We start from the raw sequence: 25,060 nt of genomic DNA, 5'->3' as shown, positions 1-25,060 counted from the left end.
GCTGGTTTCCTCCGGGAGGGGTTCAGATCGTGGCGTCGCGGCCGGCGCGGATGCGGGCATGCAGCGGGTTGAAGCCGATGCGGTAGACGAGCTCGGCCGGCTCGGTGATGTCCCAGATGGCGAGGTCCGCCTGCTTGCCGGCTTCCAGCGTGCCGACGGTATCCAGCCTGCCGAGCGCGCGCGCCGCCTCGCGGGTGATGCCGACAATGCACTCTTCCACGGTCAGCGCAAACAGCGTCGCGCCCATGTTCATGGTGAGCAGCAGCGAGGTCAGCGGCGAGGTGCCGGGATTGTTGTCGGTGGCGAGCGCGATATGGGTTCCGTGCTTGCGGAACAGCTCGACCGGCGGCTTTTTCGTCTCGCGAATGAAGTAGAAGGCGCCCGGCAGCAGCACCGCGACCGTGCCGGTCCTTGCCATGGCGGCGGCACCCTCGTCGTCCGTATATTCCAGATGGTCTGCCGACAGTGCGCCATAGGAAGCGGCAAGGGCGGCACCATGCAGGTTGGAGAGCTGGTCAGCATGCAGCTTGACCCTGAGGCCGAGCTTCTGCGCGGCGTCGAACACCAGCCTCATTTCGTCGGGCGAGAAAGCGATGCCTTCGCAGAAGCCGTCCACGGCATCGACAAGACCCTCGGCATGGGCGGCTTCCAGCCCCGGCAGCACCACTTCGCGCAGGAAACCTCCGTTGCGGCCCTTGTATTCGGCAGGCGTCGCATGCGCGCCGAGCCAGGTGGTGGCGACGGCCACGTCGCGCTTGCCGGCAAGGGCGCGGGCGGCACGCAGCATCTTCAGCTCGTCGGCTATCGTGAGGCCGTAGCCGGACTTGATCTCGACGGTGGTCACGCCTTCGGCCAGCAGCGCGTCGAGGCGCGGCAGGCTCTCGCGGATCAGCGTGTCCTCGTCGGCGGCGCGCACATTGGTGACGGAGGAGACGATGCCGCCGCCGGCCCGCGCGATCTCCTCATAGGAAGCGCCGGCCAGCCGCATCTCGAACTCGCGCGCCCGGTTGCCGGCATGGACCAGATGGGTGTGGCAGTCGATCAGGCCGGGCGTGATCCAGCGGCCCTCGCAATCGATGGTCCCGGCACCGGCAAGCGCGGCGGAAGGCAGGTCGGCGGCCGGGCCGGCGAACAGGATGCGGCCGTCGCGTGCGGCGATGGCGCCCTTCTCCACGATGCCGAGCCCGGGCTGGCCGGGATCGAGCGTCGCCAGCCGCGCATTGGTCCAGATGCGGTCGCCTTTTGCCATCGGTGATCTCCCTGACGAGCTTTCTGACTGGCGCATTGCGCAAGCTTCGTCTTGCTGATATGTATATACTTAATCGAAATCGACGCAAGCCGAAAAGTCAAGCCCGCGAGCGGGCGGCAGCGATCCGGGAGATATTCATGGCCGTCATCCACGCTGAACATGCGCTTTTGCCTGAGGGTCTGGCGCGCGATGTGCGCATCACCTTTTCGGGTTCAGGCATCGGACGTGTGGAGACGGGCGCGGCTGTCCAGGCGGGCGATGAGCGCCACCGCTTCGTGGTTCCCGCCATGCCCAATCTGCATAGCCATGCCTTCCAGCGGGCCATGGCTGGTCTGGCCGAGACGCGTGGCCCGGGCGCCGACAGCTTCTGGAGCTGGCGCACCGAAATGTATCGCGTTGCCCTGTCGATGACGCCGGAGCAGGTCGAGGCGGTCGCGGCGCAGCTTTACATGGAAATGCTGGAGGCGGGCTTCTGCCGGGTCGGCGAATTCCACTATCTGCATCACGACAAGGACGGCTCGCACTATGCCGATCCGGCCGAGATGGCCGCGCGCATTGGCGCCGCCAGCGCTGAAACCGGCATCGCGCTCACCCTCTTGCCGGTGTTCTACGCCCATTCCGGTTTCGGCGGCGCGGCGCCCATCGAGGGGCAGCGCCGTTTCATCCACGATGTCGACGCCTTCGCCCGGCTGATGGAGCGCTCGGAGGAGATCGTTGCCGGCCTCCCCGGCGCGGTTCTCGGCATTGCTCCGCACAGCCTGCGCGCCGCGACGCCTGACGAGTTGCGGGCGGTCGTTCCCTTCGCCAGCGGCGGGCCGGTCCACATCCATGTCGCCGAGCAGGTGAAGGAGGTGGAGGACTGCATCGCATGGTCCGGCAAGCGCCCTGTGGAATGGCTGCTCGACAACATGCAGCTCGATGATCGCTGGTGCCTGATCCACGCCACCCACATGACCGCGGATGAAACCGCGCGCATGGGAAAAAGCGGCGCGGTGGCGGGGCTTTGCCCGATCACCGAGGCCAATCTGGGCGACGGCGTGTTCGAGGCTCCCGATTTTCTCGCCGCCGGCGGGCGCTTCGGCGTCGGTTCGGACAGCAACATCCTGATCTCGCTGGAGGAGGAGCTGCGCACGCTGGAATATTCGCAGCGCCTCTTGCGTCGCTCGCGCAACGTGGTGGCCGATCCCGGCCAGTCCACCGGCCTGAACCTCTATATGCAGGCGCTGAAGGGCGGTGCGCAGGCGCTCGGCACCACCGGCGGCATCGAGGCCGGTCGTCCGGCCGACCTTCTCGCGCTCGACCTTTCTGCCACGCGGTACCTGCCAGCGGAAAAGGTGCTCGACCATTTCGTCTTCGCCCGCGGAATTGGCGTCGACAGCGTATGGGTGGGCGGAGCAAAGCAGGTCGAGGCAGGCTGCCACCGCAAGCGCGATGCGATTGCCGCGCGTTTTGCAGAGGTAATGGCGGAACTCGCGGAGTAGAGCGCGTTGCGAAACGGGATTCCAATACGCTAGTGATTGCCGGGCACAACAAGAGCGAAGGCAAAGTGGCGAAGGCTAACGGCAAGGATGCGACCCTCCACCAGACGATCCTGAGCGAGATCGAGGGGCGCATCGTGTCCGGCGAATGGCCGCCGGGCTTCCGCCTGCCGTTCGAGGTCGATCTGGCCGAACATTATGGCTGTTCGCGCATGACGGTGAACAAGGTCATGACCCAGCTTGCCAAGGCGGGGCTGATCGAACGCCACCGCAAGGCAGGCAGCTTCGTCACCCGGCCGCGCGCGCAGTCCGCCGTGCTGGAGCTTCACGACATCGAGGCCGAGGTGAAATCGCTCGGCATGCCTTACGGCTACAGCCTCGTTTCGCGCAAGACGCGACCTTCGAACGCCGAAGATCGGCGGCTGATGGAGCTGGCGCAGGCCACGCCCATGATCGAACTGCTTGCCGTGCATCGCGCCGGAGGCAAGCCGTTCTGCGTGGAGGAGCGCCGCATCAATGCCGGCGTCGTTCCGGAGGCGACGGCGGCCGATTTCACGGCGAATCCGCCGGGTGGCTGGCTGATTGCGCAAGTGCCCTGGAGTGCCGCCGAAAATCGCATTCAGGCAATAACGGCTTCCGCCGACATGGCACGCCTGCTCGAACAGCCCAAGGGAGCGGCCTGCCTCGTGGTCGAGCGGCGAACATGGAGCCATGCCGGCCCGGTCACCTTCGTGCGGCTGACCTATCCAGGCGACAGCCACACTTTGGTGGCGCGCTTCGCGCCGGCGTCCTGACCTTCATTCAGACCGGAACCACCGTCTGCGGCGGCAGGTGAAGATAGCGCGCTGCCTTGCGTTTCGCGGTAATGTCGCACCACACCAGCTTCACCTCGTCCTCGGTCAGGGAGGCGGCCTTCGCCACCTCCGCTGCCGCAATGCAGCGATTCAGCCCGTAGAGACACAGATCCATCCGGTCATAGGGCAGGGCGAAGTAGAACTCCTCCTGCGTTTGCGCCAGCGAATAGGTGTCGGTGGTCGGCGGGCGGCGGCGCACCTCCTCCGGCACGCCCAGATATTCGGCAAGCTGATAGACCTGGCTCTTGTAGAGATGGGCGATCGGCTTGACGTCGGCCGCGCCGTCGCCGTTCTTGACGAAGAAGCCCTGATCGTATTCCAGCAGGTTTGGCGTGCCGACAACGGCATAGTTCAGCCGGTCGGCATGGTAATACTCGAACTGCTTGCGGGTGCGCTGCTTCATGTTGGTGGCGGCCACGATGCCGAGATAGACATGCGCCGGCAGCCGGTGCTTGCGGATTTCACCTTGTGGGTTCCGCACGACGAGCGAGGAAATATTGAAGCCAGAGGTGGTGAGCGCATTGGCGAACACGATCTTGTTGCTCCAGCCCGGCCCGTAGTCCGGCTCCACTTCGCGGATGAAGCTGTCGCGCCGTTCGTAGCAACCCATTGCCGCCAGCGTCGGCCCGATGTCCTCGACTGTGCCATCGAGGCCGAAGGTGTCGGCCACCAGTCGGCCGAGATGCAGGCTGATCGGGTCGGAATCATGTTCGGGCATGAACAGGCAGAAAACGTTCTTCGGGCCGACCGCGCGCGCGGCAAGAGCGGCGCAGACGCTGGAGTCGATGCCGCCCGAAAGGCCGAGCACCAGGCCGCGGCGCCGCACGGCTCCGCGCAACTGTTTCCGCAAAGCTTCGACAATGCGATCCGTTTCGGACCTGGCATCGATATCGAGCGTTCTTCTTGAAAAAGCCAGCCCCCCCGGCATCCTTCAGTCTCCACTTTCTACAAGCAGCCTGCGGGCAATCTTGCCGCTGGCGGTTTTCGGTAACTCTGTGTGAAATCCGATTGTCTTCGGCACCATGAAATCAGGAAGGCTGCGCGCGCAGTGGCGCAGCAGATCGCGTTCGGTGAGCGATGGATCGGAAGCCACCACGGCAGCATGCAATATGGTGCCCTGTACCGGGTCCGGACGGCCGAACGCGACGGCCTCGACCACGCCGGGACAGGTACACAGTGCGGCCTCCACCTCGCGCGGGGCCACTTTCTCCCCGCGCACCTTCAGCATGTCGTCCTTGCGGCCGACGAAATAGAGGAAGCCTTCCCCATCGGTGCGAAACAGATCGCCCGTGTGCAGCTGGAGTCGCCCCGATAGCGGGTCCGGGCGCAGGGCCTGCCGCGTCGCTTCGGCATTTTCCCAGTAGCCGCGCATCAGGTGGGGACCGCGCACCACCAGTTCGCCGACCGTTCCGGCCGGAACCGGATGGTCCTGCTCATCCACGACCGCAACCTCCGTATCGGGAATGGCCTTGCCGACCGATCCGTTCTTCCTGTCGAGCTCGGCCGGGTCGAGATAGGCTGCGCGTGCGCATTCGGTGAGCCCGTACATGCAATAGAGCAGCACACCTGGAAAGAGCTTGCGCAGCCCATCCACATGGGATGGCGGCAGGGGAGCGGCGGCGTTGGTGAGATAGCGCAATGCAGGCAGCGCGCCCGGCTCCAGTTCCTTCATGGCGAGCAGCATGGCGGCAATGGTCGGCACCAGCGGCATGCCTGTCACGTTCTCCGCCCGCGCCTTTTCCAGCACCGCATGCGGGAAGGCGAAATTGCGCTCCAGCACCAGATGCGCGCCTGTGCGCACGCACACCAGAAGCTGGTAGAGGCCATAGGTGAAGGCAAGCGGCAACGGGCACAACACCACATCGCTGGAACGGTGGTCCAGATAAAGGGCGATGGATCGGGATGCGGCATCCATGGCCGAATGGCTCATCATCACGCCTTTGGGCCTGCCGGTTGATCCCGATGTATAGATGATCATTGCCAGTTTGCCGTCATCGCCGGCTTCCGGCAGCGCTCCACCGCCATTTTCGACAAGTTCGTCGAACGGCAGGACGCCTTCCGGCAAAGCGGTCGGCGCACGCTTCGAGATCAGCAGCGGCGGCAGGCTGAGCCCGGCGGAAGCCTCCCTGCACAAGGCGATGAACCTGGCCTGGGTCAGGATCGCGCGCGGGCGCGCATCGTGGAGGATCAGGGCAACGCCGCCCGCCTTGAGCTGAGGGTTGATCGGGCAGAAGATCGCGCCAGCCTTCAGTACCGCGAATATTGCGATGGCCGCTTCGGGAATGTTCTCCATCAGCACGGCAACCCGGTCGCCCTGCCCGACGCCTTCCTTCAGCAGCGACGCCGCAAGCCGGTCGGACTGCGCATCGAGTTCGGCATAGCTCAGGCGCGTATCGCCGGCGGTGACCGCGACCTTGTCAGGCGCGGACCGCGCGCTCTGCCTGAGAAGTGCTTCGATACGCATCGCCGGCCTCAGTTCACCGTTTCGCGCTTGCGTTCGATGAAGGCGGCAATACGCGATACCGAGTCCAGATTGGCCGGCACGATCTCGGCATCGGACATGGCGATGCCGAAGCGCTCCTCGATGAAGGAAACCAGCTCCAGAACACCGGTGGAGTCGATGACGTCATTCTCGATCAGCGACTGATCGTCCCCTGAAAGCGCGTCCTGATCGCCGAACAGGAAATTGTCCACGACGAAGGTGCGGACCTGATTTTGGACGGTTTCGGACATGGGATTAGCCTTTCATGCTGAACTCTGGCCATCACTGTGCCAGCTATAGAAATTCATCTGACAAAAGCTGCGTGGAAAGCACGCCGACGAAGGCGGCATTGTCCCGGAAGCCGTTCAACCCGCTTCGACGGCTCTTGTCGAGGAGACGGCCGGTCATGGCCGGATTGAACAGGCTCGTCGACGAAACCGCCTCGGGCGACAGCAATTCCGCAGCGTAGTTCGCTTCCCTGAAGGATGCGCTGTCGGGTGCGCGGTAAGGCTGCTTGCGCCGCTGGGCTATGACGGGCGGCACAATGTCGGCCGCAACCTCCCGCAGGATGTGCTTTTCCCGAAGAACCCTGAGTTTGGCGCCGGGGGGAAGGTTCGCACCGAATTCCACCACCCTGTAGTCGAGGAAAGGAAAGCGTGCTTCGACGCCATGCGCCATTGCCATGCGGTCACCCTGGCTGGCCAGTATGTAGCCGGGCAATAAAAAGCGTGTCTCCAGATAAAGCGCCTGATGCAGGGGGTGCCAGCGCCGGAATGAGTCGGGCAGAAGCGATGCAAGCTCCTCGGCCGCATCGTAGGAGCCGAGTTCGGCGCGCAGATCTGCCGAGAAGAACATTTTTGTGCCGGCTGTGGTGCGGAAGCGGGGCCGGTGCGAAAACAGCGGGTCGGCTGCATCGTCCACGTTGACGCCGAAAAAGGCGGCAAGGTAATCCGGCGTCTGCTGCCGAAGCGACGGCAGATAGGGATAGATCCTGCGAAACAGGTGGGGACGGATCGCCGAGCCCGGCTGGCGGGCGCAGAAGCGGCGAATGGACGCCTCCCTGAAGAGATCGTAGCCTGCGAATATCTCGTCGGCGCCCTCGCCGGAAAGAACGACTTTCACCCCCTGTTCGCGCACGGACCGGGCCAGCCGGTACATCGGCGCCGGCGCTGTGCGCAGCAGGCTGCGCTCCGCATGGCGGACGACCGCCGGAAACACGCTTGCTATGTCGGCAGACCGGCAGGCGACCGAATGGTGCGTGACGCCAAGTGCGTCCGCCATGGTTTGCTGCCAGGTGCTTTCATCGAACTCGGGATCCTCGAAGGTGATGCCGAAGCTGCGCAACCGGCCCGGCACCACCCGTGCGGCGAGGGCCGTGAGCATGGACGAGTCGAGCCCGCCCGAAAGCAATGAGCCGACCTCGACGTCGGCACGCAGACGGATGCGCGTCGCATCTTCGAGCAGGGCCCGCAATTCCTCGACAAGCTCGCCCTGCGGACGATCGCTTTCGTCCCCCTTGTCCGGGAACGACAGGGTCCAGTAAGGTCTGACGTCCGCCTTGCCCGCCTCGACGATCATGAGGTGACCTGGCGGCAGCTCCGAAATGCCCGTGAAACCCGTCCGCGGCGCGATCGGTGCCCATAAGGTGAAGACCTGATCGAGAGCGACAGGGTCGAGTCTGGCCTCTATCCCCGGCACGGTGAACAGCGCCTTTACCTCGGAAGCGAAGTAGAAAAGGCCCTGGTGCCATGTGTAGACCAGCGGCCGCACGCCCATGCGGTCGCGTGCCAGAACCATGCGGCGGCGCTTCGCGTCCCATATCGCAAAAGCGAAATCGCCATTGAGGTGGCTGAGGCAGTCCGGTCCGTATTCATCGTAAAGTTGAAGCAGGACCTCGGTGTCGCTGGCGGTTCTGAAGCGCCTGCCACGCCCTTCGAGCATTGCGCGCAGCTCGATATGGTTGAAGATCTCGCCGTTGTAGGTGATGCATAGCGACCCATCGCCGCTGGCCATCGGTTGTGCGCCGTCGGGCGAGAGATCGATGACGGCAAGACGCCGGTGCGCAAACCCGAATTGCCCGTCGGCATGGATGCCTTCGCCATCCGGACCGCGGTGGGCGATGGCGGCGCTCATGCCATGCAGCAGGCTGCGGGATTCATCCTGGCGCAGATGGCCGAAATAACCGGCTATGCCGCACATCTGAAATGTCCTGCGAAACAGTGCGGCATGGAATGGCCTCCGTGGCAGCACGGATTCCCGGCCACGCAATTTTTCTGCTCCGACGAAGGCCGGACGTTGCTGATCAAGTCTGCACCCTGAAGTTGCCTGTTTGCTGCAGGCACAACACTAGGCCCTGAATACTAACAACCTATCAAACTGGACGCGTAACACCATGGGTGCCGCTTCATAGGCTTAAGGTGTGCTTAAGGCAGGGCAGTTTGATCCAGCGCCCGGGACAAATCTTGAAGAGGATCTGCGAGCCTTGAGTGAACGAAGCAACCATGTCGCCGGCCTGACGCGGCGGGCATTTGTCATCGGCGCCAGCGCCGCAGCGCTTGCCGGCTGCGTCTCGGCGGGAGCGCCTTCAACGCCCCCTCCTGCTCCGGTTCGGGCCACACCGAAACGGGTACGTCCAGCAATGTACGACGCCATGCCCCATGAGCAGTTCTCGATTCCGGCGGTCGACATCTCCAAGCTCGACGAAAGGTTCTGGCGCACCGAAATCGACTATGACACGCCGGAAAAGCCAGGAACGCTGATCGTCGATACGCCGGCGAAATATCTCTATCACGTCGGACGAGGCGGGCGGGCGACGCGTTACGGCATCGGTGTCGGTCGCGAGGGCTTTGCCTGGGCGGGCCGCGCCGTCATGGCCTATCGCCGGGCATGGCCGCGCTGGACCCCCCCGGACGAGATGGTGGCGCGTCAACCCGAACTCGAGCCCTACAGCATCGCCAATGGCGGCATGGGTCCCGGCCTCCGCAATCCGCTCGGCGCCCGGGCTCTCTACATCCACAAGGATGGCAGGGACACGCTTTACCGCATTCACGGCTCGCCGGAGGAGTGGTCGATCGGCAAGGAAGTGTCCTCCGGCTGCATCCGCCTGGTCAACCAGGACATCATCCACCTGCATGACACCGTCCGGGACGGCAGCGCTGTCGTGGTGATCCCCGATCCCGCCAGGCGGCATCTGCTGGCGGTGTAGGTCCGCGCCTCAGTTGGGGCCGGGGCCGGCGATGGGGGAAATGAAAGGCGCTGTCCAGCTTCCCCCGACGAAGAACTGGGTTTGCCGGGCGGCCGGGGCAGGCGCTTCGGCGCTTTCGCCACCCGAGGCCGCTGCGGGCGGCTGCTGGTTCGAAATTCCCCCGGTCAGCGCCAGCCCGCGACCGGCATAGGGCATGATCCCGGTGAGCCACAGGCGCGAGGCGCCCTGATTGGCCTGCGCCTTCTCTATGCGCACGACGCCTTTGGCCACGCTTGCCTTGAATTCCGCACCGTCGATGGGCACGCTGCCGTTGGCGACGTCGTCAAGCGGGAAGAACCCGCCTTCCGAATTGCGTTTGAGGAAGGCTGCGAGATCGAGCCCGGAGAGCGCACCCGGTCCGAAGGTCGCGGAAATCGAGCCGTCCGCGTTCTCCATGACGGAGTTCCAGCTCTTGCCCGGTCCCTTGAGGATGACGGACACCGTACCTTTTCCGGTCGGCATCAGGCGGGTCATGCCGACGGCGGAGCCAAAGGCGGCTCCGTTGATGTCCGAAGCGAGCAGCCTTATCTCGGCCAGCGTTCCGCCGGGGGTGCGGTCGAAGCGGATGCCGGTCTGGATGTTGCCGCCGAAAGCGGCCGCATCCGATACGTCGAAAACCGACAGTCCGTCCTTGACCTGAATGGTGGCGGCAAGCGCGGTCAGCGGTATGTTGCCGGCTGTCGCCTTGACCGCGGAAAGCCTGAGGTCGAGGTTGAGCAGGCCGGCGAGGGTGGCGTCGATGTCGTCCGCACTCAATGCGGAGGGGTTCGCAAGCGGCGTGAAGGCCGAAACGAAGGGGCCGAGGTCGAGCGTATCGAAAGCCAGCGTGCCGGAAAGGGTGGGCCGGCCGCCTTCGCCGTAGCCGAGGTCGAGCGCGCCGGTTCCCGGGTTTCCGCCCAGTGCAATCTGGGCATTCTCAAATTTCATGCGCTCTGCATCGCCCAGGAGGCGGCTGGAGATGGAAACCGCCGAGATACTGGTGGAATTGGCCATGCGCATGCCCGTCCATTCCATGACGCGGCGCAGCGAAGGCGACTGGAATTTCACGTCGCCTTCGACGAACGGGTTGGCGGCCAGGCCGGCCTTGCCCTCGAAAGACAGGTTTGCGGGCGCTGCCTTTACGGAGAAGGAGAGCGGCGCGGTCCCGCCGGCAGCAAGCAGAAGCGGCTTCTGTGTGGCGGCATCGATGGCGATGTTCTCGCCCCGCCAGATCGCGGAAGCGGAAAGCGATGCCGGTGCGCCCGGCGCTGCCCAGTTTGCGCGCGCGCCCACGCCCGTCAGTATCTCGGTATCCTTGCCGTTGACCTTTGTGACGATGCGTCCGTCGCGGATTTCCACGCTGCCGATGGCATCCCGCGGCAGCGCGGCAGGGTCAGGTTCCGCGGCACCGGCCTCGACCATGGCGCGCGCGGTCTCGATGGCGCGGCCGATGCTGCCGCCATCCGGCATGGGCGGAAGATAGAGCCCGGAAGCTGTACGTTCGACCTTGATGGTGGGGCGGATCAGCCGGGTGGAGGAAAACCTTACCTCGCCGCGCAGCGCCGCCATGGCCGAAAGGCCCACCTCGACCCGTTCGGCATAGATCGCCGGCTGCCGTTCGGCGTCGCTCCATTTCGACAAGGACACCTGTGTCAGCACGGCGTTGAGCTGTGGCCAGACTTCGATCCGCGGGGAACCGGAAATGGTGACCCGGTAGCCGGTCCAGCGGCTCATTTCCCAGGCGATGCGGTCGCGCACGATTCTGTTTGAAGCGACGTAGGGCAGGGCAGCCACCCCCAGCGCCGCGACAGCCGCCGCGATGCCAAGCGCCCATGAGCCACGCCGGATCCAGCTCGACGTCATCTTGCCCTTTCCGCATCACGCCAGGTGGGCGCAAGGTGTAACCTGTGTCTGACGCATTTCAAGTGTTTATGGCCGGCTCATGACGCATTGCGTACATTCGCCTGTCGCCATCATCGAACTTGCGGTTGGCAGATGCAGTATGCTTAACGTGTATCACATACAATCCGGAACGGGCATGGGAGGCCGCCGATGACAACAGAAACCCCGCTTTGGACGCCGTCGGCGGAGCGGATCGCAGCTTTGCCGCTGACCGCATTCAGGGCCGAAGCGGCGCGGCGCGCGGGGAAGAATCTGGCTTCCTATGGCGAGTTGCATGACTGGTCGGTAGCGGAGCCGGAGGCGTTCTGGAACCTGGTATGGGATTTCTGCGGCATGGCCGGCGACAAGGGCGGCACGGTGCTTGCGGATGGCGACAGGATGCCGGGAGCGTCCTTCTTTCCCGAAGCGCGGCTGAACTATGCCGAGAACCTGCTCGGCCGCGGCGGCAAGGGCGAGGCCATCGTGTTTCGCGGGGAAGACAAGGTCGAGCGGCGCCTGACATGGATGGAGCTGGAGGCGCTGGTCTCGCGCTTGCAGCAACTGTTCGTCGCGCTGGGCGTCAGGGCCGGCGACCGGGTGGCGGCGATGATGCCGAACATGGGCGAGACGGTGGCGGCCATGCTCGCCGCCGCGTCGATCGGGGCGGTCTGGTCCTCCTGCTCGCCCGATTTCGGCGAACAGGGCGTGCTCGACCGTTTCGGCCAGATCGAGCCTGTGATCTTCATTGTCCCCGATGGCTACTGGTACAACGGCAAGGCCATCGAGGTGGGCGACAAGGTGGCGGCGGTGGCCGCGAAACTGCCGACGCTGAAGAAGGTGCTGGTCGTCGAATATCTGGGCACCGCGCAGGACGTTGCCGCCGGCATTCCAGGCGCCGAGGCGCTGGAGGACGCCATCCGGCCCTTCGCTCCGGCGAAGGTCGCCTATGAGCGGCTGCCTTTCTCGCATCCGCTGTTCATCATGTTCTCTTCCGGCACCACCGGCATCCCGAAATGCATCGTCCATTCGGCCGGCGGCACGCTTATCCAGCATCTGAAGGAGCACAGGCTGCATGCCGGGCTGGAGGAAGGCGACCGCTTCTTCTACTTCACCACCTGCGGCTGGATGATGTGGAACTGGCTGGTCACCGGCCTCGCCTCGGGTGCGACGCTGCTGCTCTATGACGGCTCGCCCTTCTATCCCGACGGCAATGCGCTGTTCGATTTCGCCGACGCCGAGAAGATGACCTATTTCGGGACCTCGGCGAAGTTCATCGATTCGGTGCGCAAGGCGGACCTGCGCCCCATCGACAGCCACGATCTGGCAAGCGTGCGCACCATATCGTCCACCGGCTCGCCACTGTCGCCGCAGGACTTCCGCTTCGTCTATGACGGCATCAAGCGCGATGTGCATCTGGCCTCGATTTCGGGCGGCACCGACATTGTTTCCTGCTTCGTGCTCGGCGTTCCGACCGAGCCGGTGTGGGAAGGCGAGATCCAGGCCGCCGGCCTCGGCATGGCGGTGGACGTGTGGGACGATGAAGGCAGGCCGGTCCGTCAGGAAAAGGGCGAACTGGTGTGCACGCGACCGTTCCCTTCCATGCCGGCCGGCTTCTGGAACGATCCCGATGGCGCCAGATATCATGCGGCCTATTTCGAGCGCTTCGACAATGTCTGGTGCCATGGCGACTTCGCCGAATGGACGGCGCATGGCGGCATCGTCATCCATGGCCGTTCGGATGCGACGCTCAACCCCGGCGGCGTGCGCATCGGCACGGCGGAAATCTACAACCAGGTCGAGCAGATGCCCGAGATCGCCGAGGCCCTGTGCATCGGCCAGGATTTCGACGGCGACGTGCGCGTCGTTCTGTTCGTACGGCTGGCGCCGGGCGTGAAGCTGGACGAGGAACTGGAAAAGAACATCCGCGCCCGTATCCGCACCGGCGCCAGCCCGCGCCATGTGCCGGCTCGTATCGTGGCTGTCGCCGACATTCCCCGCACCAAGTCCGGCAAGATCACCGAGCTTGCCGTGCGCGACATCGTCCATGGGCGGACAGTCAAAAACAGGGAAGCGCTCGCAAATCCCGAGGCGCTCGATCTCTTCAGGGATTTGCCGCAACTGGTGAACTGAGCATTTTCCAGCCGGACAGAGATGTCCGGCGTCGCACGAATGCAGCCAAACAGGCAGCCGGAGCAACGCAACGATACGGCGGAACCCCATTGCTCCGGCTGCTTATGGTCAACAGCGGGTTAATTGCGCAGTTTACCAAGGCTTTACATCTGATAGTGATCGGTAAATTTTTTCGGGCGCCGGTAAGGACTTGTTAAGGTCTTCACCGCGATACTCGCAGGTGAGTTTTATGGAGAACCTTCGTTCGACAAGCCCCCGCGTGGAACGCAGCAGTCTCCGCCCGTTGTGACAGAAAGCAAACTCAAGGCGCCCCCGGGCGCCTTTCTTTTTGCCTGAAAGGCAACCGCGCTTCGGATGCGCCGGCGACAGGCACCCTGCGAAGAGGCATGAACCTAAAGCGCGTCGCGATCTCCCCGATTCGACTCTTGCGCTTCAAGTTATTGTTTTTACGCATGTCGTTATCCCGAAACCGGTTCCCACTTTCGGGCGACATGCTTTGGATGTTTGATCCCACGGTTTGATGGGCATCCTTGTTTTCCGAATCGAAGGATGCGCTATGGGCCAGGTTCTGCACGGCAGCGCCACGACGACGGAGGCGGTCCGTCGAGCGATACAGCATAGTCAAGAGAGCTGAGGACGCTCTCGAAGCGCTACGGCATCACCCAGAAGACGGTTGCCGAATGGAAGAAGCGGACCTCGGTGGCCGATCGTCCGACGGGACCGAAGGAGCCGCACTCGACGGTGCTTTCGGTCGAGGAGGAAGCGATCATCGTCGCCTTGCGCAAGCACACGCTGCCGCCGCTCGACGACTGCCTCTATGCCTTGCAGCCGACAATCCCGCACCTGGCCCGCTCGTCATTGCACCGCTGCCTTCGGCGCCATGGCATCGGCCGACTGGCGGGCGTCGAGGGCGACAGGCCGGCGAAAAGGAACTTCAAGAGCTATCCGATCGGCTACTTCCACATCGACATTGCCGAGGGGCGGACCGAACAGGGCAAGCTGCGCATGTTCGTCGCCACCGACCGCACGTCGAAGTTCGCCTTCGCCGAACTGCACGAGAGGGCCACCACCGCTGTCTCGCCACCGTTGTCTCGAGGGAGTTCCTGTTGCGGCTGATCGAGGCGGTGCCCTGAAAGATCCACACCGTGCTCACCGACAACGGCATCCAGTTCACGACGCCGGGTGCCGGCGGGTCGGCCGTGCCGTTGGTCAGGGAGGCAATCGCCAACGGCGAACTCTTCCGGGCTCATGACTTCGAATACGCCTGCGCCACAAACGACATCGACCACCGAACCACCAAGGCCAGGCATCCATGGACCAACGGACAGGTCGGGAGGATGAACCGCACCATCAAGGATGCCACCGTCAAACGCTTAGAGCATTTTGCCGTCAGGTGGAATCACTCGACGTCGCATAAATACGGCGAAAACAAACAGATAGAGCGGCAGTCGTTCGATCACATGGCCTGACGGTGCGATCCTTCCTCTGGAAGGATCGGGGGCAGGTTCGTCATGCCGCGGCTTGCGAACCTCTCCCGGCGGCTTCTCATGGCCGCATACAGGCCCGCCCGCCACCTCCGTGCCGCCAAGAGCCGCACCCGATGCGCCATCCGCGAGGTATCATCGGATCCCCCGGATGCAGGGGCATGGACAGTCATATATCGGCGCACAAGCCCCAATACGGCCACGACGCCAACCAACCGATGCGCGATGAAGCGGGGAAAAGAGTGGTACCGTTGCCTGGGCTCGAACCAGGGACCTCCGGATCCACAATCCGGCGCTCTAACCAACTGAGCTACAACGGCACAATGCCTGCCAGGGCTCACGCTTCCTGCGAAGCGGCGTCTGCCCCGGCGATGCGTCAATACGGTCTAATGAACTCTAATTCAAGCCATATGAGCAGGAAAACATCACAGGCCATGAAAGAGGAGCCGCTCTTTCTCCATCGTCGTCGCCGCAAATGGAAAAGGCCGGCGGGAGGAGGGCCGGCCTGTTCCGTCATGCTGGCGAATTCCCGTAGCCGGCGGGAGGGCACCGGCCACAGGTCTGGAAGGAGAATCAGGCGGCCTTGGCGCCCTTGAAGGTCTTTTCGACAGCCGATTTGATCGGCTTGGAAACCTCTTCGGCAGCCTTGGCAGCGACGGACTGGAAGTCCTTGGTCTGGGCCACGGCATCCTCGAAGCGCTGACGCAGGAAGGAGGTCTGCAACTCCACCACTTCCGACAGGGAGCGCGCGCCAACCAGCGCTTCAAGGTGAGCGAAGCCGGCCTCGGCATTGGTGCGCATGGCGGCGATCCCCTTCAGCGACAGGTCGCTGGCGCTCGAGCGGGCGGCCTCATAGGTGGACTCGAAAGCCTTCTGGGCTTCCTCGCTGCCGGTCCTGAGCTTGGCATAGGCCTGCTTGGACTGCTCGATGCCCTTCTCGGCAAAATCGCGCACCTGATCGGCGGCCTTGGAGGCATCGAAGGTGGGGAATTCAACGGTTTCAGCGGTTTTGGTCTTGGTCATCTCGATCCTTTCGGGAACTGGGGCTTTGACTCGACGCCAGCATGTTCCATTTATCGTCAGGACATATAGCATAAAATTTGTGCAATGCAATATCTCTGTTGCAATGCAGCATAGCGGGCTGCATGACATTAACCACACAGACAGGATTCCGGCATTTTCAGCCTGTACGTTGTGGACGCCGGCGCGCCGGCCTTTTACTAACAAAGTGTTAACCGCAACCTTTCGACCCTGAGGGTTCGTTACGAGTATGCCGCCCGCAACCTATTCCTTCCTCGACGTCGCCGTGCTCGACACGGTGCGGCGGCGCTTTGCCGCGGGGGATGCGATGGTCATCCTCTCGGCCGCTCTCGATCGCGTCCTGTGGGCCAACGGTCCCGGTGCGACGCTGTTCGGCCATGAAAACGTCGACGCGGCGATTGGCGCCGACGCCCGGTTGCCATCCGTCGCCCGCCGCCAGATCGGCGCGACGAGCGGTTATCCCGACATTGGCGGCGAGCGTCCGTTGCTGGTACGCCTGACCGCAGGCATTTCCGGCCAGAGCACCGCCCTACTGGCCAGCGGCGTTGCAATGCCGGACGGGGAAAAGGCCATCCTGCTGATCGCCCCCATGGCAGCTGGCGGTGAAACGGCTTCGACGCCCGATCCCAGCGCACTGGGCGGCTTCGACGAGGATGCGCAGTTCCTCGCCTTCATCGATGGCGAAGGCAAGGTGGAGGCAAGCTCGACAGGCTTCGCTGAGCTTGCAATCCCCGCTGAAACGCTCGCGGGGCTGGTGCGGGACGTGGCGGGTGAGAACGACCGCATGGTCAAGCGCCTGATCAGGGTCGGGGAAAAATCCTGCCCGGCCGGAATTGCGCGCCTTACGGATGAACCTGTGCGCCATCTGCTGGTGGTGGTCGACGAAGGTTGGCCTGCTTCCGAAACTGCCGCGACGCCTCCTCCAGCCGGGGCGGCGCAGCATGACGAAACCGGCAGCCGTCACGACCACTGGTATTTTGCGCACGACGATGGCCCTGCGCCGCCCCGGCCGGCCTCTCCCGCCCCGGAGACCCCGGGCGCGGAGGACAGCCCACCAACGGAAGCCGCTCCCGTGCGCTTCGTCTGGCGCACGGACGCGGAGGGTCGCTTCAGCGTCCTGTCCGGGGAATTTGCCGCAGCGGTCGGCGCAGCGGCCGCCGATGTCATCGGCCGCCGCTTCCGCGAGGTCGCAGCCGCCTTCGGCTTCGACCCTGCCGGTGAGGTGGGCGATCTGCTCGAGCGCCGCGACACCTGGTCCGGCCGGTCGGTGCTGTGGCCCATAGCCGGCACCGCGCTCAGCGTGCCCGTCGATCTGGCCGCGCTGCCGGTCTACAGTCGCGACCGCCAGTTCGAGGGTTTCCGTGGCTTCGGCGTCATCCGGATGGGCGAGGCAAGGCCCGACCCGGAACGGATCGGGCTGGCGCTGGTGCCCAATGCGCAACAAGCTGCCCGGGCAGATGAACCTGCGGGGGGGCATGAACATGTCGGGACGCCGCAGCAGCACGAGCACGCACCGTCGGATCCGTTCAATGGGGAGGTGCCCGCGCTGAGCATTTCGCCGCAACCCGAGCGCCGCATCAGCGACAAGATCATAAGGCTCGCCGAACACCGCGCTCCTGTCGCGGAACAGCCCGCCGGGGAACGGGGTTTGTCCACGACCGAGCGCAACGCCTTCCGGGAGATCGCCGAGCGGCTGAGGAAAGCAAGTTCCACCGAGGCGGAAACACAGGAAGACACGGGTGCGGAGCGCCCGCAGGACGCCAGGGAACCGGGGAAAGAGGGGAAAGAGGGGGAAGAGGTTGTGCGCGTCTCCTCACCCGCCGAAGCGGCGCCCGGGCGTCCGGGCGGGGGTTCGCTGCTCGACTATGCGCGTGACGCGGACGACGACAGCATTGCCGAAGCGGATTTCCGCGATGCAAGGCTGGACGGCGACGAGCCCGAAATCGCCGGCGACCTTTTCGAGACTCATGCGCAGGATCTCACCGCCACCTTCGAAGCCGACGGGACGGAATCGCAGCCGCAAAACGATGGTGACCCTCCGGGCTTGCCCGGTGCGGCAAGGCTTGCGCCTGACACCAGCATCCTTGCGCGCCTGCCTGTGCCGCTGCTGATACATTCCGGCGACACGCTGCACTATGCCAATGACGAGTTCCTCGAGATCACCGGCTATTGCACGCTTGAGGAGCTGATCGCTTCCGGCGGGCTCGACGCCCTGTTCGTCGATCCCTATGCCGACCAGCCGGATGCGGGCGAGAGCGGCCGCGACGAGGCACGCCACGCTCTGTTCCTGCGCAGGCGCGACGGCGGCGAATTCCCCGTCGAGGCGATCCTGCGCTCGGTGCGCTGGCAGAATCGCACCGCGCTCCTGCTGGTTGTGCGCCGCTCCGGCGAGGATCTCGGCAGGCCGGAAGCCGCGGCGATTCCGGCTGCCGTCAGCAGTGCGACCCAGGCCGATGTCGCGGAACTCAAGGCACGCATCAGCGAGATGCGCACCATCATCGACACGGCCACGGACGGCGTGGTGCTGATCGGCCGCGACGGTGCCATCCGCTCGATCAGCCGGCCGGCAGAGGCGCTGTTCGGGTTCGACAGCGACGACGTGACGGGCAAGCCGTTCACCTCGCTCTTCGCCATCGAAAGCCAGCGCGCGGCGCGCGATTATCTGGCCGGCCTCAGCGAGCCTGGAGTCGCCAGTGTGCTCAATGACGGGCGCGAGGTGATCGGCCGCGAGGCACAGGGGCGCTTCATCCCCCTGTTCATGACCATTGGCCGCCTGCCCAATGACAGCGGTTTCTGCGCCGTGGTGCGCGACATCACCCAATGGAAGCGTGCGGAGGAGGAGCTGACACAGGCGCGCGCGCTCGCCGAACGCGCCTCCTCCCAGAAAAGCGATTTTCTGGCGCGCATCAGCCATGAGATCCGCACACCGCTCAACGCCATCATCGGCTTCTCCGAGCTGATGATGGACGAGAAGTTCGGCCCCGTCGCGAACGACCGCTATCGCGACTACCTGCGCGACATCAACCGTTCCGGCAACCATGTGCTCGATCTGGTCAACGACCTGCTCGACATCTCCAAGATCGAGGCCGGACAGCAGGAGATGGACTATGAGGCGGTATCGCTCAACGACACGCTGGCCGAAACCGTGGCGCTGATGCAGCCGCAGGCCAATCGCGAGCGCGTCATCATCCGTTCCAGCTTCGCCTCGAAACTGCCCGACGTGGTGGCCGATCTGCGCAGCGTGCGCCAGATCGCCCTCAACATCCTGTCCAACGCCATCCGCTACACGCAGGCCGGCGGGCAGGTGATCGTCTCCACCGCCTACGAGCCCTCGGGCGACGTGGTCATGCGGGTACGCGATACAGGCATCGGCATGACGCAGGCGGAAATCGAGCAGGCGCTGAAGCCGTTCAAGCAGGTCAATGCGCTCAAGCGCGGCCGCAGCGACGGCACCGGCCTCGGCCTGCCGCTGACCAAGGCGATGGTCGAGGCCAATCGCGCCCGCTTCACCATCACCTCGACGCCGGGCGAGGGCACGCTGGTGGAGGTCGCCTTTCCTTCTGTGCGGGTGCTCGCCGGATAGGGCCTTTCCGCTTTTCCTCGAATTGCAGAAGCGCTCTTGGTGATTGTTGCTGCGAGTTGAACCGCGGCGATGAAGTTTCGCGCGAGTTTGTTGTAACGCGTTGCGATACGCCACTTTTTTAGCCGAGCGGCGGCAATTCCAGCATTGCCTGCGCTGCCGCCTCATCCGTGATCAGCACCTTGGCGTTCGTGGCGGCGATGCCGGCGCGGATCGCGTGGATCTTGCGCACCCCGCCCGAGGAGATGATGACCTTCGGCACCTTGCGGATATCGGCGGGGTTGATCGACATGGCGCGCCGGTTGACAGGGTGGTCGATGACAGTGCCCTCGGCATCGACGAAGCGGCCCAGCACATCGCCGACGCCGCCGGCAGCCCTGAGGCTCTCGCCTTCTTCCCACGACAGGATGCCGCGCCGGAAGATCGACGCCTGCTTGCTGATGTCGCTGACGGAAAGCAGTGCGATGTCGACCTCTCCCGCCCGTTTCCGGAGCTGCCTGAGATCGTCGAGCTCCCATAGGGCAGAAGCCAGTTCCTCATGCGGCACGAAGATCGGTGCGGTGATCTGGAACAGTTCCGTCTTGTAGAACTCCGCCAGCCGCCATGCCACGGCCGAGGGATTGTGGGCGGCGGCATGGGTGAGGCCGCCAAGCAGCGACACCACCGTCATGTTCTCGACCTCGCGCCAGCTCAGCGAATTCATGCAGGCCGCCAGCGTGGCGCCCCAGCCGACCCCGATCGTCAGCCCGTCGGAGACGCGCTCGGAAATGTAGCGGCCGGTGGCATGGCCGACCACGGCGGCGATGCTCGTCTCGGACTGGTCCTGCGCCGGCGCGACGATCGCCTCGAACAGGCCGAAATGCCGCTCCAGCGCCCGTTGCAGCCTGAGCAGCGGCTCGGCCTGTGCATTGATGGAAATCTGCACCGTGCCGTCCTCGCGCGTGGCGGCCAGCAGGCGCAACGCCTTGATGCGGCTGATGCCCAGATGCTGGGCCACCTGCTCCTGCGTCAGGCCCTCGATGAAATAAAGCCATGCCGCGCGCAGCTTCAGCTCGTCCTGATCGGACTGGAACTTGGTCTTCTTCTGGCGGGTGGCGGTACGGGCCATGGTCTTCTCCTCCTCGGAGGCAGATAGCCGAATTCGACGCAAAGTGGAATCCGGCCCCGGCACATCGATGCATGATTTGTGTGGTCTTGTACGTTGCAATATTGAACAATTATTCCTTTTTTGCAATAAATGTTCTATTGCAGTGCGGGAAGCTCTGCGGGTGCGGTGTGCGATGCGGCCAGGCAGGGCTAAGGCCGCGGCTGGAACAGGGACAGGATTTGATGCGCATTTTGATTTCGAACGACGACGGGATCGGAGCTCCCGGCATCAAGGTTCTTGAGGAGGCCGCGCTGCGCCTGAACGCCGATGTGTGGGTGATTGCGCCCGATGGCAATCGCAGCGGCTTCGGTCATTGCATCAGCCTGCGCAAGGGATTTTCTGTCAGCCGTATCGCCGCACAGCGTTATGCGTGCACCGGCACTCCGGCCGATTGCGTCATCGCCGGACTGAACTGGGTGTTCCGCGACGGCGGCCGGCCCGATCTGGTGCTCTCCGGCATCAACGAAGGCCGCAACGTGGCCGAGGATGTGTCCTATTCCGGCACCATGGCGGTGGCGCGCGAGGCAGCGCTGAACGGCATTCCCGGCATCGCCTTTTCGGCGCCGCGCGACAGCGAGACCTTCTCGGATGCCGGTTTCGACTGGCTGTCGGCGCGCATCCGGTCCTTCTGGGAAACGCGCGGCGAGTGGGCCAGTGAAGGTCACTGGCTGAACGTCAACCTGCCGCGCCGCGTGCCGGCGCCCATGCGTGCCGCCCGCATCGGTCGCGACAAGGTGGCGACACGTGTCGTCATTCATGAGGAGGATGAGGTTTCGGCGCGCATCGAGCCGCTGGCCGACCGCAACTACTTCACCATCGGAGAGGACGAAAACGGCCTCATCGACCGCGGTTTCGCCGCCGTCACCTGCCTGAACTGGTTCGGAAATGCGCAGGTGCCCGCGGGCGCGCTGCACGAGCTGGAAACGGCCTGAAGCCCGTTCGGGAAAACGGCCTCGCCCTGTCATGTCAGGGGCGAGGCTTGCCGGCTAAAATTTCGACGGTTCAGTATTTCGGATAGACCGTCTCAAGCACATCGTCGAGATAGTTGTTGGTGAAGCTGTCCAGCGTGCGCACGGTGGTTTCGACACGGCCGTCGGGGTGGAAGCCGTGCTCCAGATAGCCGACGAGGCGCGTGCCGCCCATCTCCGGCACCAGTTCCTCGCGGGTGGTGAAGGCGATCGAGGAGCACCATTCCAGCCGGATCTGGCCATAGGCGCGCGAGCGCTGCTGATGCAGGTGGCCGCTGCCGATGAACCTGAGCGATCGGTGGCCGACGAGCCGGCGCAGCCGTTCGGTGCCGCTGGGGTCGACGGTCCAGTAGGTCAGCTCGGTCACTTCCGGCGCGTCGATGAACAGCGGCTGGTGGCTGAACACCGCAAGATGCAGGTCGCCCAGCGTGTCGAGCTGCTCGTCCAGCCAGACGAACTGCTCCTGCTCTTCCGGAAGGCCGGAGCCGATCAGCATGGAGTTGATGCCGACGATGCGCCAGCCGTCGCGGTCGAAGGACCAGCGATCCTTGTCGTAATAGCGCTTGTAGCGGGCAAGGCGGCCGGCATTGATCCGGCTTCCCTTCTCCTCTTCCGGCTTCGACAGGTTCGGATTGTCGCCGATGTCGTGGTTGCCGGGGATGTAGAGGATGTCCTTGCCCGTGCGGCCAAGGAACTCGCGGCAGAAGACGTAGTCCTCCTCGAAGCGGATGCCGTCCAGCGTGATGTCGCCGGTGTGGACGATGTAGTCGTGATCGGAGGCACAGAGCGGCGCGATCATCTCCTCGTTGTTGCGGCGGAAGTGCTCGGTGCGCGGCGAGAGGTGGGTGTCGGATATGTGCAGGATGCGGAACGGACTCATCGGGTTCTCCATGGAAGGCATTGCGCCGCCGCACTTTTCGCATATTTTGCAGATTTGTACAAATGTATTGACCTTGATAGAATAGTTCAATATTTTCGATTTCAGAGATTGCGACGCAGCCATGCCTTTTTCGTCTGGCAGTCAGCGTCTGTGGCCGCATCCATGGAGGAGAACCGGAATGTCGGGGATCGAGATTGCCAGCCTGAACAAGAGCTGGGCCACCTTCAATGCGGTGCAGGACGTTTCCTTCACAGTCGAGGCAGGCACGCTGACCGTGCTTCTGGGGCCTTCCGGTTGCGGCAAGTCGACGACGCTGCGGCTCATCGCCGGTCTTGAAGGCGCCACGTCCGGCGCGATCCGCATCGGCGGCCGCGACGTCACCAATGAGCCGCCGGCCAGGCGCGACCTTGCCATGGTGTTCCAGTCCTATGCCCTGTTCCCGCATCTGAGCGTGGCGGAAAACATCGTGTTCGGTCTCAAGGTGCGCAAGGTGCCCGCGGCCGAGCGTGCCCGCCGCCTGCAGCGCGCCGTGGATATTCTCGGCCTTTCCCATCTTCTCGATCGCAAGCCTTCGCAATTGTCGGGTGGCCAGCAGCAGCGTGTCGCGCTCGGCCGCGCCATCGTCGCCGAGGCCCCGGTCTGCCTGATGGACGAGCCGCTTTCCAATCTCGATGCCCAGCTTCGTCACGAGATGCGCAAGGAGATCCGCTCCATCCAGAAGTCGCTCGGCATGACCATGGTCTATGTCACCCATGACCAGATCGAGGCGATGAGCCTTGCCGACCAGGTCATTCTCATGCGCAACGGCAGGATCGAGCAGAAGGCGACGCCTTCCGAGCTCTATCTGCGCCCCGCCACCTCTTTCGCCGCGCGCTTCATCGGCACGCCGCCGATGAATCTGGTCGAACTGGCGGACGGCGCCGACGGTGCGGTGGTCAAGGGCACCAATGGGCCTGCTCTGGTCGAGGGTCGGGGCGCCGGCCTGCTGCTTGGCGTGCGCCCGGAGGAAATCCGGATCGCTTCCACCGGCATCGTACCCGCCATCGTGCAGTCGATCGACTATCACGGCGCCGACAGTATTCTGGAATGTCTGGTCGGCGACCAGCTTCTTCAGGTGCGTGTGGAAGGCGTGCGCCGCCACGCAGTGGGCGACCCGGTCGGCCTCGAGTGGAAGCCGGAGGCCATGCATGTCTTCGACAGGGAAACGACCCGGCGCGTCGAGCGCAAGGTGCTGGTGACTGCCGATGGTGCCGGCGAGGTGCCGGCGCTGCGGGCAGTCAAGTAATCGGGCGAAACCGCCTTCTGCCGGCGGTCAGCCACATCGGAATCTGGATTTTTCACGGGAGGAAAGACAATGAATTCCTGGACTGGATGGATAAAGGGCGCGCTGGCAGGCGTTGCCATGCTGGGTGCAGGCGCCGCACAGGCGGCGCCCGTCGAGATCAATTTCTACTACCCCGTCGCCATAGGCGGGCCGGTGGCCAAGATCGTCGAGGATCTGATCACACGCTTCGAGGCCGATCATCCCGACATCAAGGTGAAGCCGGTCTATTCGGGCACCTATCCCGAGACGATCAGCAAGGCTCTCACCGCCTACCGCGCCGGCCAGCCGCCGGAAGTCGCGGTCATGCTGTCGACCGACATGTACACGCTGATCGACGAGGACGCGATCGTCCCCTTCGACGACTTCGTCAGGACCGACGAGGACAAGGCGTGGCTGGAAGGGTTCTTCCCGGTGTTCATGGTCAACAGCCAGCATGACGGCAAGACCTGGGGCGTTCCGTTCCAGCGCGGCACCACGCTGTTCTTCTGGAACAAGGATGCGTTCAGGGAAGTCGGCCTCGACCCGGAAAAGGGTCCGCAGAACTGGGACGAGGTGGTCGAGTTCGCCACGAAGCTGACCAAACGCGAAGCCGACGGCAATGTCAGCCGCTGGGGCATGCAGGTGCCGTCCTCGCTGACCTCCTATTGGCTGCTGCAAGGCTATGTCGCCCAGAACGACGGCAAGATCGCCGACGAGACCGGCACGCAGACCTATTTCGATTCTCCCGAAGTGGTCGAGGCGCTGCAATACTGGGTCGATCTCGCCCACAAGCACAAGGTCATGAAGCCGGGCGTCATCGAATGGGCGACCAACCCGAAGGACTTCTTCGAGGGGCGCGCCGCGATGATCACCACCACCAGCGGCAACCTCACCAACATCAAGACCAACGCGCCGTTCCCCTTCGGCGTGCAGATCCTGCCCGAACACAAGAAGCGCGGCGCGCCGACCAGCGGCGGAAACGCCTACATCTTCAACGGCGTGGCTCCGGAGAAGCAGGCGGCCGCCTTCCAGTTCGTCAAGTGGCTGTCCTCGCCCGAGCAGGCGGCCGAATGGAGCATCAAGACCGGCTATATCGCCGCGCGCGAGGATGCCTGGGCAACCGAGGCCATGAAAGCCTATGTCGCCGAGTTCCCCGGCGCGCTCGTGCCGCATGAGCAGATCCCCTACATGGTGCCGGAACTGTCCACGCATGAGAACCAGCGCATCTCGCGCGTCATCGACGACGCCATCGAGGCATCGCTGACGGGCAAGAAGGAGCCGGCGCAGGCGCTTTCCGATGCCCAGAAGGAAGCGGACCGCATCCTTGAGGACTATCGCGACTGACATGTCTGCGGCCACG

Annotated in this window: 17 protein-coding genes, 1 tRNA gene and 1 pseudogene; 9 read left to right on the top strand and 10 right to left on the bottom strand. The window is 64.3% G+C overall.

From position 1 onward, the window contains the following. Window positions 1-22: 22 nt before the first annotated feature. Window positions 23-1,249, bottom strand: coding sequence for an imidazolonepropionase (hutI, locus tag DES43_RS02385; protein WP_035025274.1), 1,227 nt, complete (start codon window positions 1,247-1,249; stop codon window positions 23-25). Between the two features lie 137 nt (window positions 1,250-1,386). Between hutI and DES43_RS02380 the strand changes: the two genes are divergently transcribed. Continuing rightward, a complete protein-coding gene (locus tag DES43_RS02380; protein ID WP_035025272.1) occupies window positions 1,387-2,730 on the top strand; it encodes a formimidoylglutamate deiminase in 1,344 nt (447 codons plus the stop codon). Between the two features lie 65 nt (window positions 2,731-2,795). Then, a complete protein-coding gene (gene hutC / locus DES43_RS02375) occupies window positions 2,796-3,521 on the top strand; it encodes a histidine utilization transcriptional repressor HutC (protein ID WP_035025377.1) in 726 nt (241 codons plus the stop codon). Window positions 3,522-3,528: 7 nt separating this feature from the next. Here the strand turns inward: hutC and nadE are convergent, their stop codons facing one another. The 4 genes from nadE to asnB are packed head-to-tail and all read right to left on the bottom strand — an operon-like array spanning window position 3,529 to window position 8,262. After that, window positions 3,529-4,509 (bottom strand): NAD(+) synthase, encoded by a 981-nt coding sequence (nadE, locus tag DES43_RS02370; protein ID WP_035025270.1) that lies wholly within the window; start codon window positions 4,507-4,509, stop codon window positions 3,529-3,531. A gap of 3 nt (window positions 4,510-4,512) precedes the next feature. Next, entirely contained in the window at window positions 4,513-6,045 is a 1,533-nt protein-coding gene (locus DES43_RS02365; RefSeq protein ID WP_035025268.1) for a class I adenylate-forming enzyme family protein, read from the bottom strand. A gap of 8 nt (window positions 6,046-6,053) precedes the next feature. Continuing rightward, on the bottom strand, window positions 6,054-6,314 hold the full coding sequence (locus DES43_RS02360) for an acyl carrier protein (RefSeq protein ID WP_035025266.1): 261 nt from the start codon (window positions 6,312-6,314) through the stop codon (window positions 6,054-6,056). A 43-nt stretch (window positions 6,315-6,357) separates the two neighbouring features. Next, complete coding sequence (gene asnB / locus DES43_RS02355; RefSeq protein WP_035025264.1) at window positions 6,358-8,262, bottom strand: asparagine synthase (glutamine-hydrolyzing); 1,905 nt, start codon at window positions 8,260-8,262, stop codon at window positions 6,358-6,360. Between the two features lie 283 nt (window positions 8,263-8,545). On the opposite strand from asnB, the gene DES43_RS02350 reads away from it, so the two are divergent. Then, the gene (locus DES43_RS02350; RefSeq protein ID WP_035025262.1) at window positions 8,546-9,268 is read left to right on the top strand and encodes a L,D-transpeptidase; all 723 of its coding nucleotides are present in this window, start codon (window positions 8,546-8,548) and stop codon (window positions 9,266-9,268) included. A gap of 9 nt (window positions 9,269-9,277) precedes the next feature. Here the strand turns inward: DES43_RS02350 and DES43_RS02345 are convergent, their stop codons facing one another. Continuing rightward, window positions 9,278-11,149 carry an AsmA family protein gene (locus DES43_RS02345; protein WP_035025260.1) on the bottom strand — a complete coding sequence of 624 codons (1,872 nt, stop codon included), beginning with the start codon at window positions 11,147-11,149 and terminating at the stop codon, window positions 9,278-9,280. A 189-nt stretch (window positions 11,150-11,338) separates the two neighbouring features. Between DES43_RS02345 and DES43_RS02340 the strand changes: the two genes are divergently transcribed. Both DES43_RS02340 and DES43_RS02335 read left to right on the top strand, forming a co-directional pair. Then, window positions 11,339-13,297 (top strand): acetoacetate--CoA ligase, encoded by a 1,959-nt coding sequence (locus DES43_RS02340; protein WP_035025259.1) that lies wholly within the window; start codon window positions 11,339-11,341, stop codon window positions 13,295-13,297. Window positions 13,298-13,853: 556 nt separating this feature from the next. Beyond that, window positions 13,854-14,679, top strand: a pseudogene (locus DES43_RS02335) (DDE-type integrase/transposase/recombinase); the annotation flags it as partial. 345 nt (window positions 14,680-15,024) lie between these two features. On the opposite strand, the gene DES43_RS02330 reads toward DES43_RS02335, so the two are convergent. After that, window positions 15,025-15,101 (bottom strand) — tRNA-His (locus DES43_RS02330). Window positions 15,102-15,354: 253 nt separating this feature from the next. Then, window positions 15,355-15,804 (bottom strand): phasin, encoded by a 450-nt coding sequence (locus tag DES43_RS02325; RefSeq protein WP_035025258.1) that lies wholly within the window; start codon window positions 15,802-15,804, stop codon window positions 15,355-15,357. A gap of 247 nt (window positions 15,805-16,051) precedes the next feature. Between DES43_RS02325 and DES43_RS02320 the strand changes: the two genes are divergently transcribed. Then, window positions 16,052-19,405, top strand: a complete 3,354-nt coding sequence (locus DES43_RS02320) for a PAS domain S-box protein (protein WP_035025256.1) — start codon at window positions 16,052-16,054, stop codon at window positions 19,403-19,405. A gap of 118 nt (window positions 19,406-19,523) precedes the next feature. Here DES43_RS02320 and DES43_RS02310 read toward each other — a convergent pair whose 3' ends face one another. After that, window positions 19,524-20,510 (bottom strand): sugar-binding transcriptional regulator, encoded by a 987-nt coding sequence (locus DES43_RS02310; protein ID WP_035025254.1) that lies wholly within the window; start codon window positions 20,508-20,510, stop codon window positions 19,524-19,526. A gap of 221 nt (window positions 20,511-20,731) precedes the next feature. Here DES43_RS02310 and surE point away from each other — a divergent pair, with 221 nt between their 5' ends. Next, window positions 20,732-21,481: a 5'/3'-nucleotidase SurE gene (gene surE / locus DES43_RS02305; RefSeq protein ID WP_035025252.1), complete on the top strand. Its 750-nt coding sequence runs from the start codon at window positions 20,732-20,734 to the stop codon at window positions 21,479-21,481. A gap of 70 nt (window positions 21,482-21,551) precedes the next feature. On the opposite strand, the gene DES43_RS02300 is transcribed toward surE, so the two are convergent. Then, window positions 21,552-22,397, bottom strand: coding sequence for a metallophosphoesterase family protein (locus DES43_RS02300; RefSeq protein WP_035025375.1), 846 nt, complete (start codon window positions 22,395-22,397; stop codon window positions 21,552-21,554). A 178-nt stretch (window positions 22,398-22,575) separates the two neighbouring features. Between DES43_RS02300 and DES43_RS02295 the strand changes: the two genes are divergently transcribed. Beyond that, on the top strand, window positions 22,576-23,682 hold the full coding sequence (locus DES43_RS02295; protein WP_051520483.1) for an ABC transporter ATP-binding protein: 1,107 nt from the start codon (window positions 22,576-22,578) through the stop codon (window positions 23,680-23,682). A gap of 69 nt (window positions 23,683-23,751) precedes the next feature. Continuing rightward, entirely contained in the window at window positions 23,752-25,044 is a 1,293-nt protein-coding gene (locus DES43_RS02290; RefSeq protein ID WP_035025250.1) for an ABC transporter substrate-binding protein, read from the top strand. Window positions 25,045-25,060 lie beyond the last annotated feature (16 nt).

Source organism: Aquamicrobium defluvii (assembly GCF_004363725.1).
In the GTDB taxonomy this organism is placed as follows: domain Bacteria; phylum Pseudomonadota; class Alphaproteobacteria; order Rhizobiales; family Rhizobiaceae; genus Mesorhizobium; species Mesorhizobium defluvii.
This window is presented reverse-complemented; position numbering and strand designations above follow the sequence as displayed.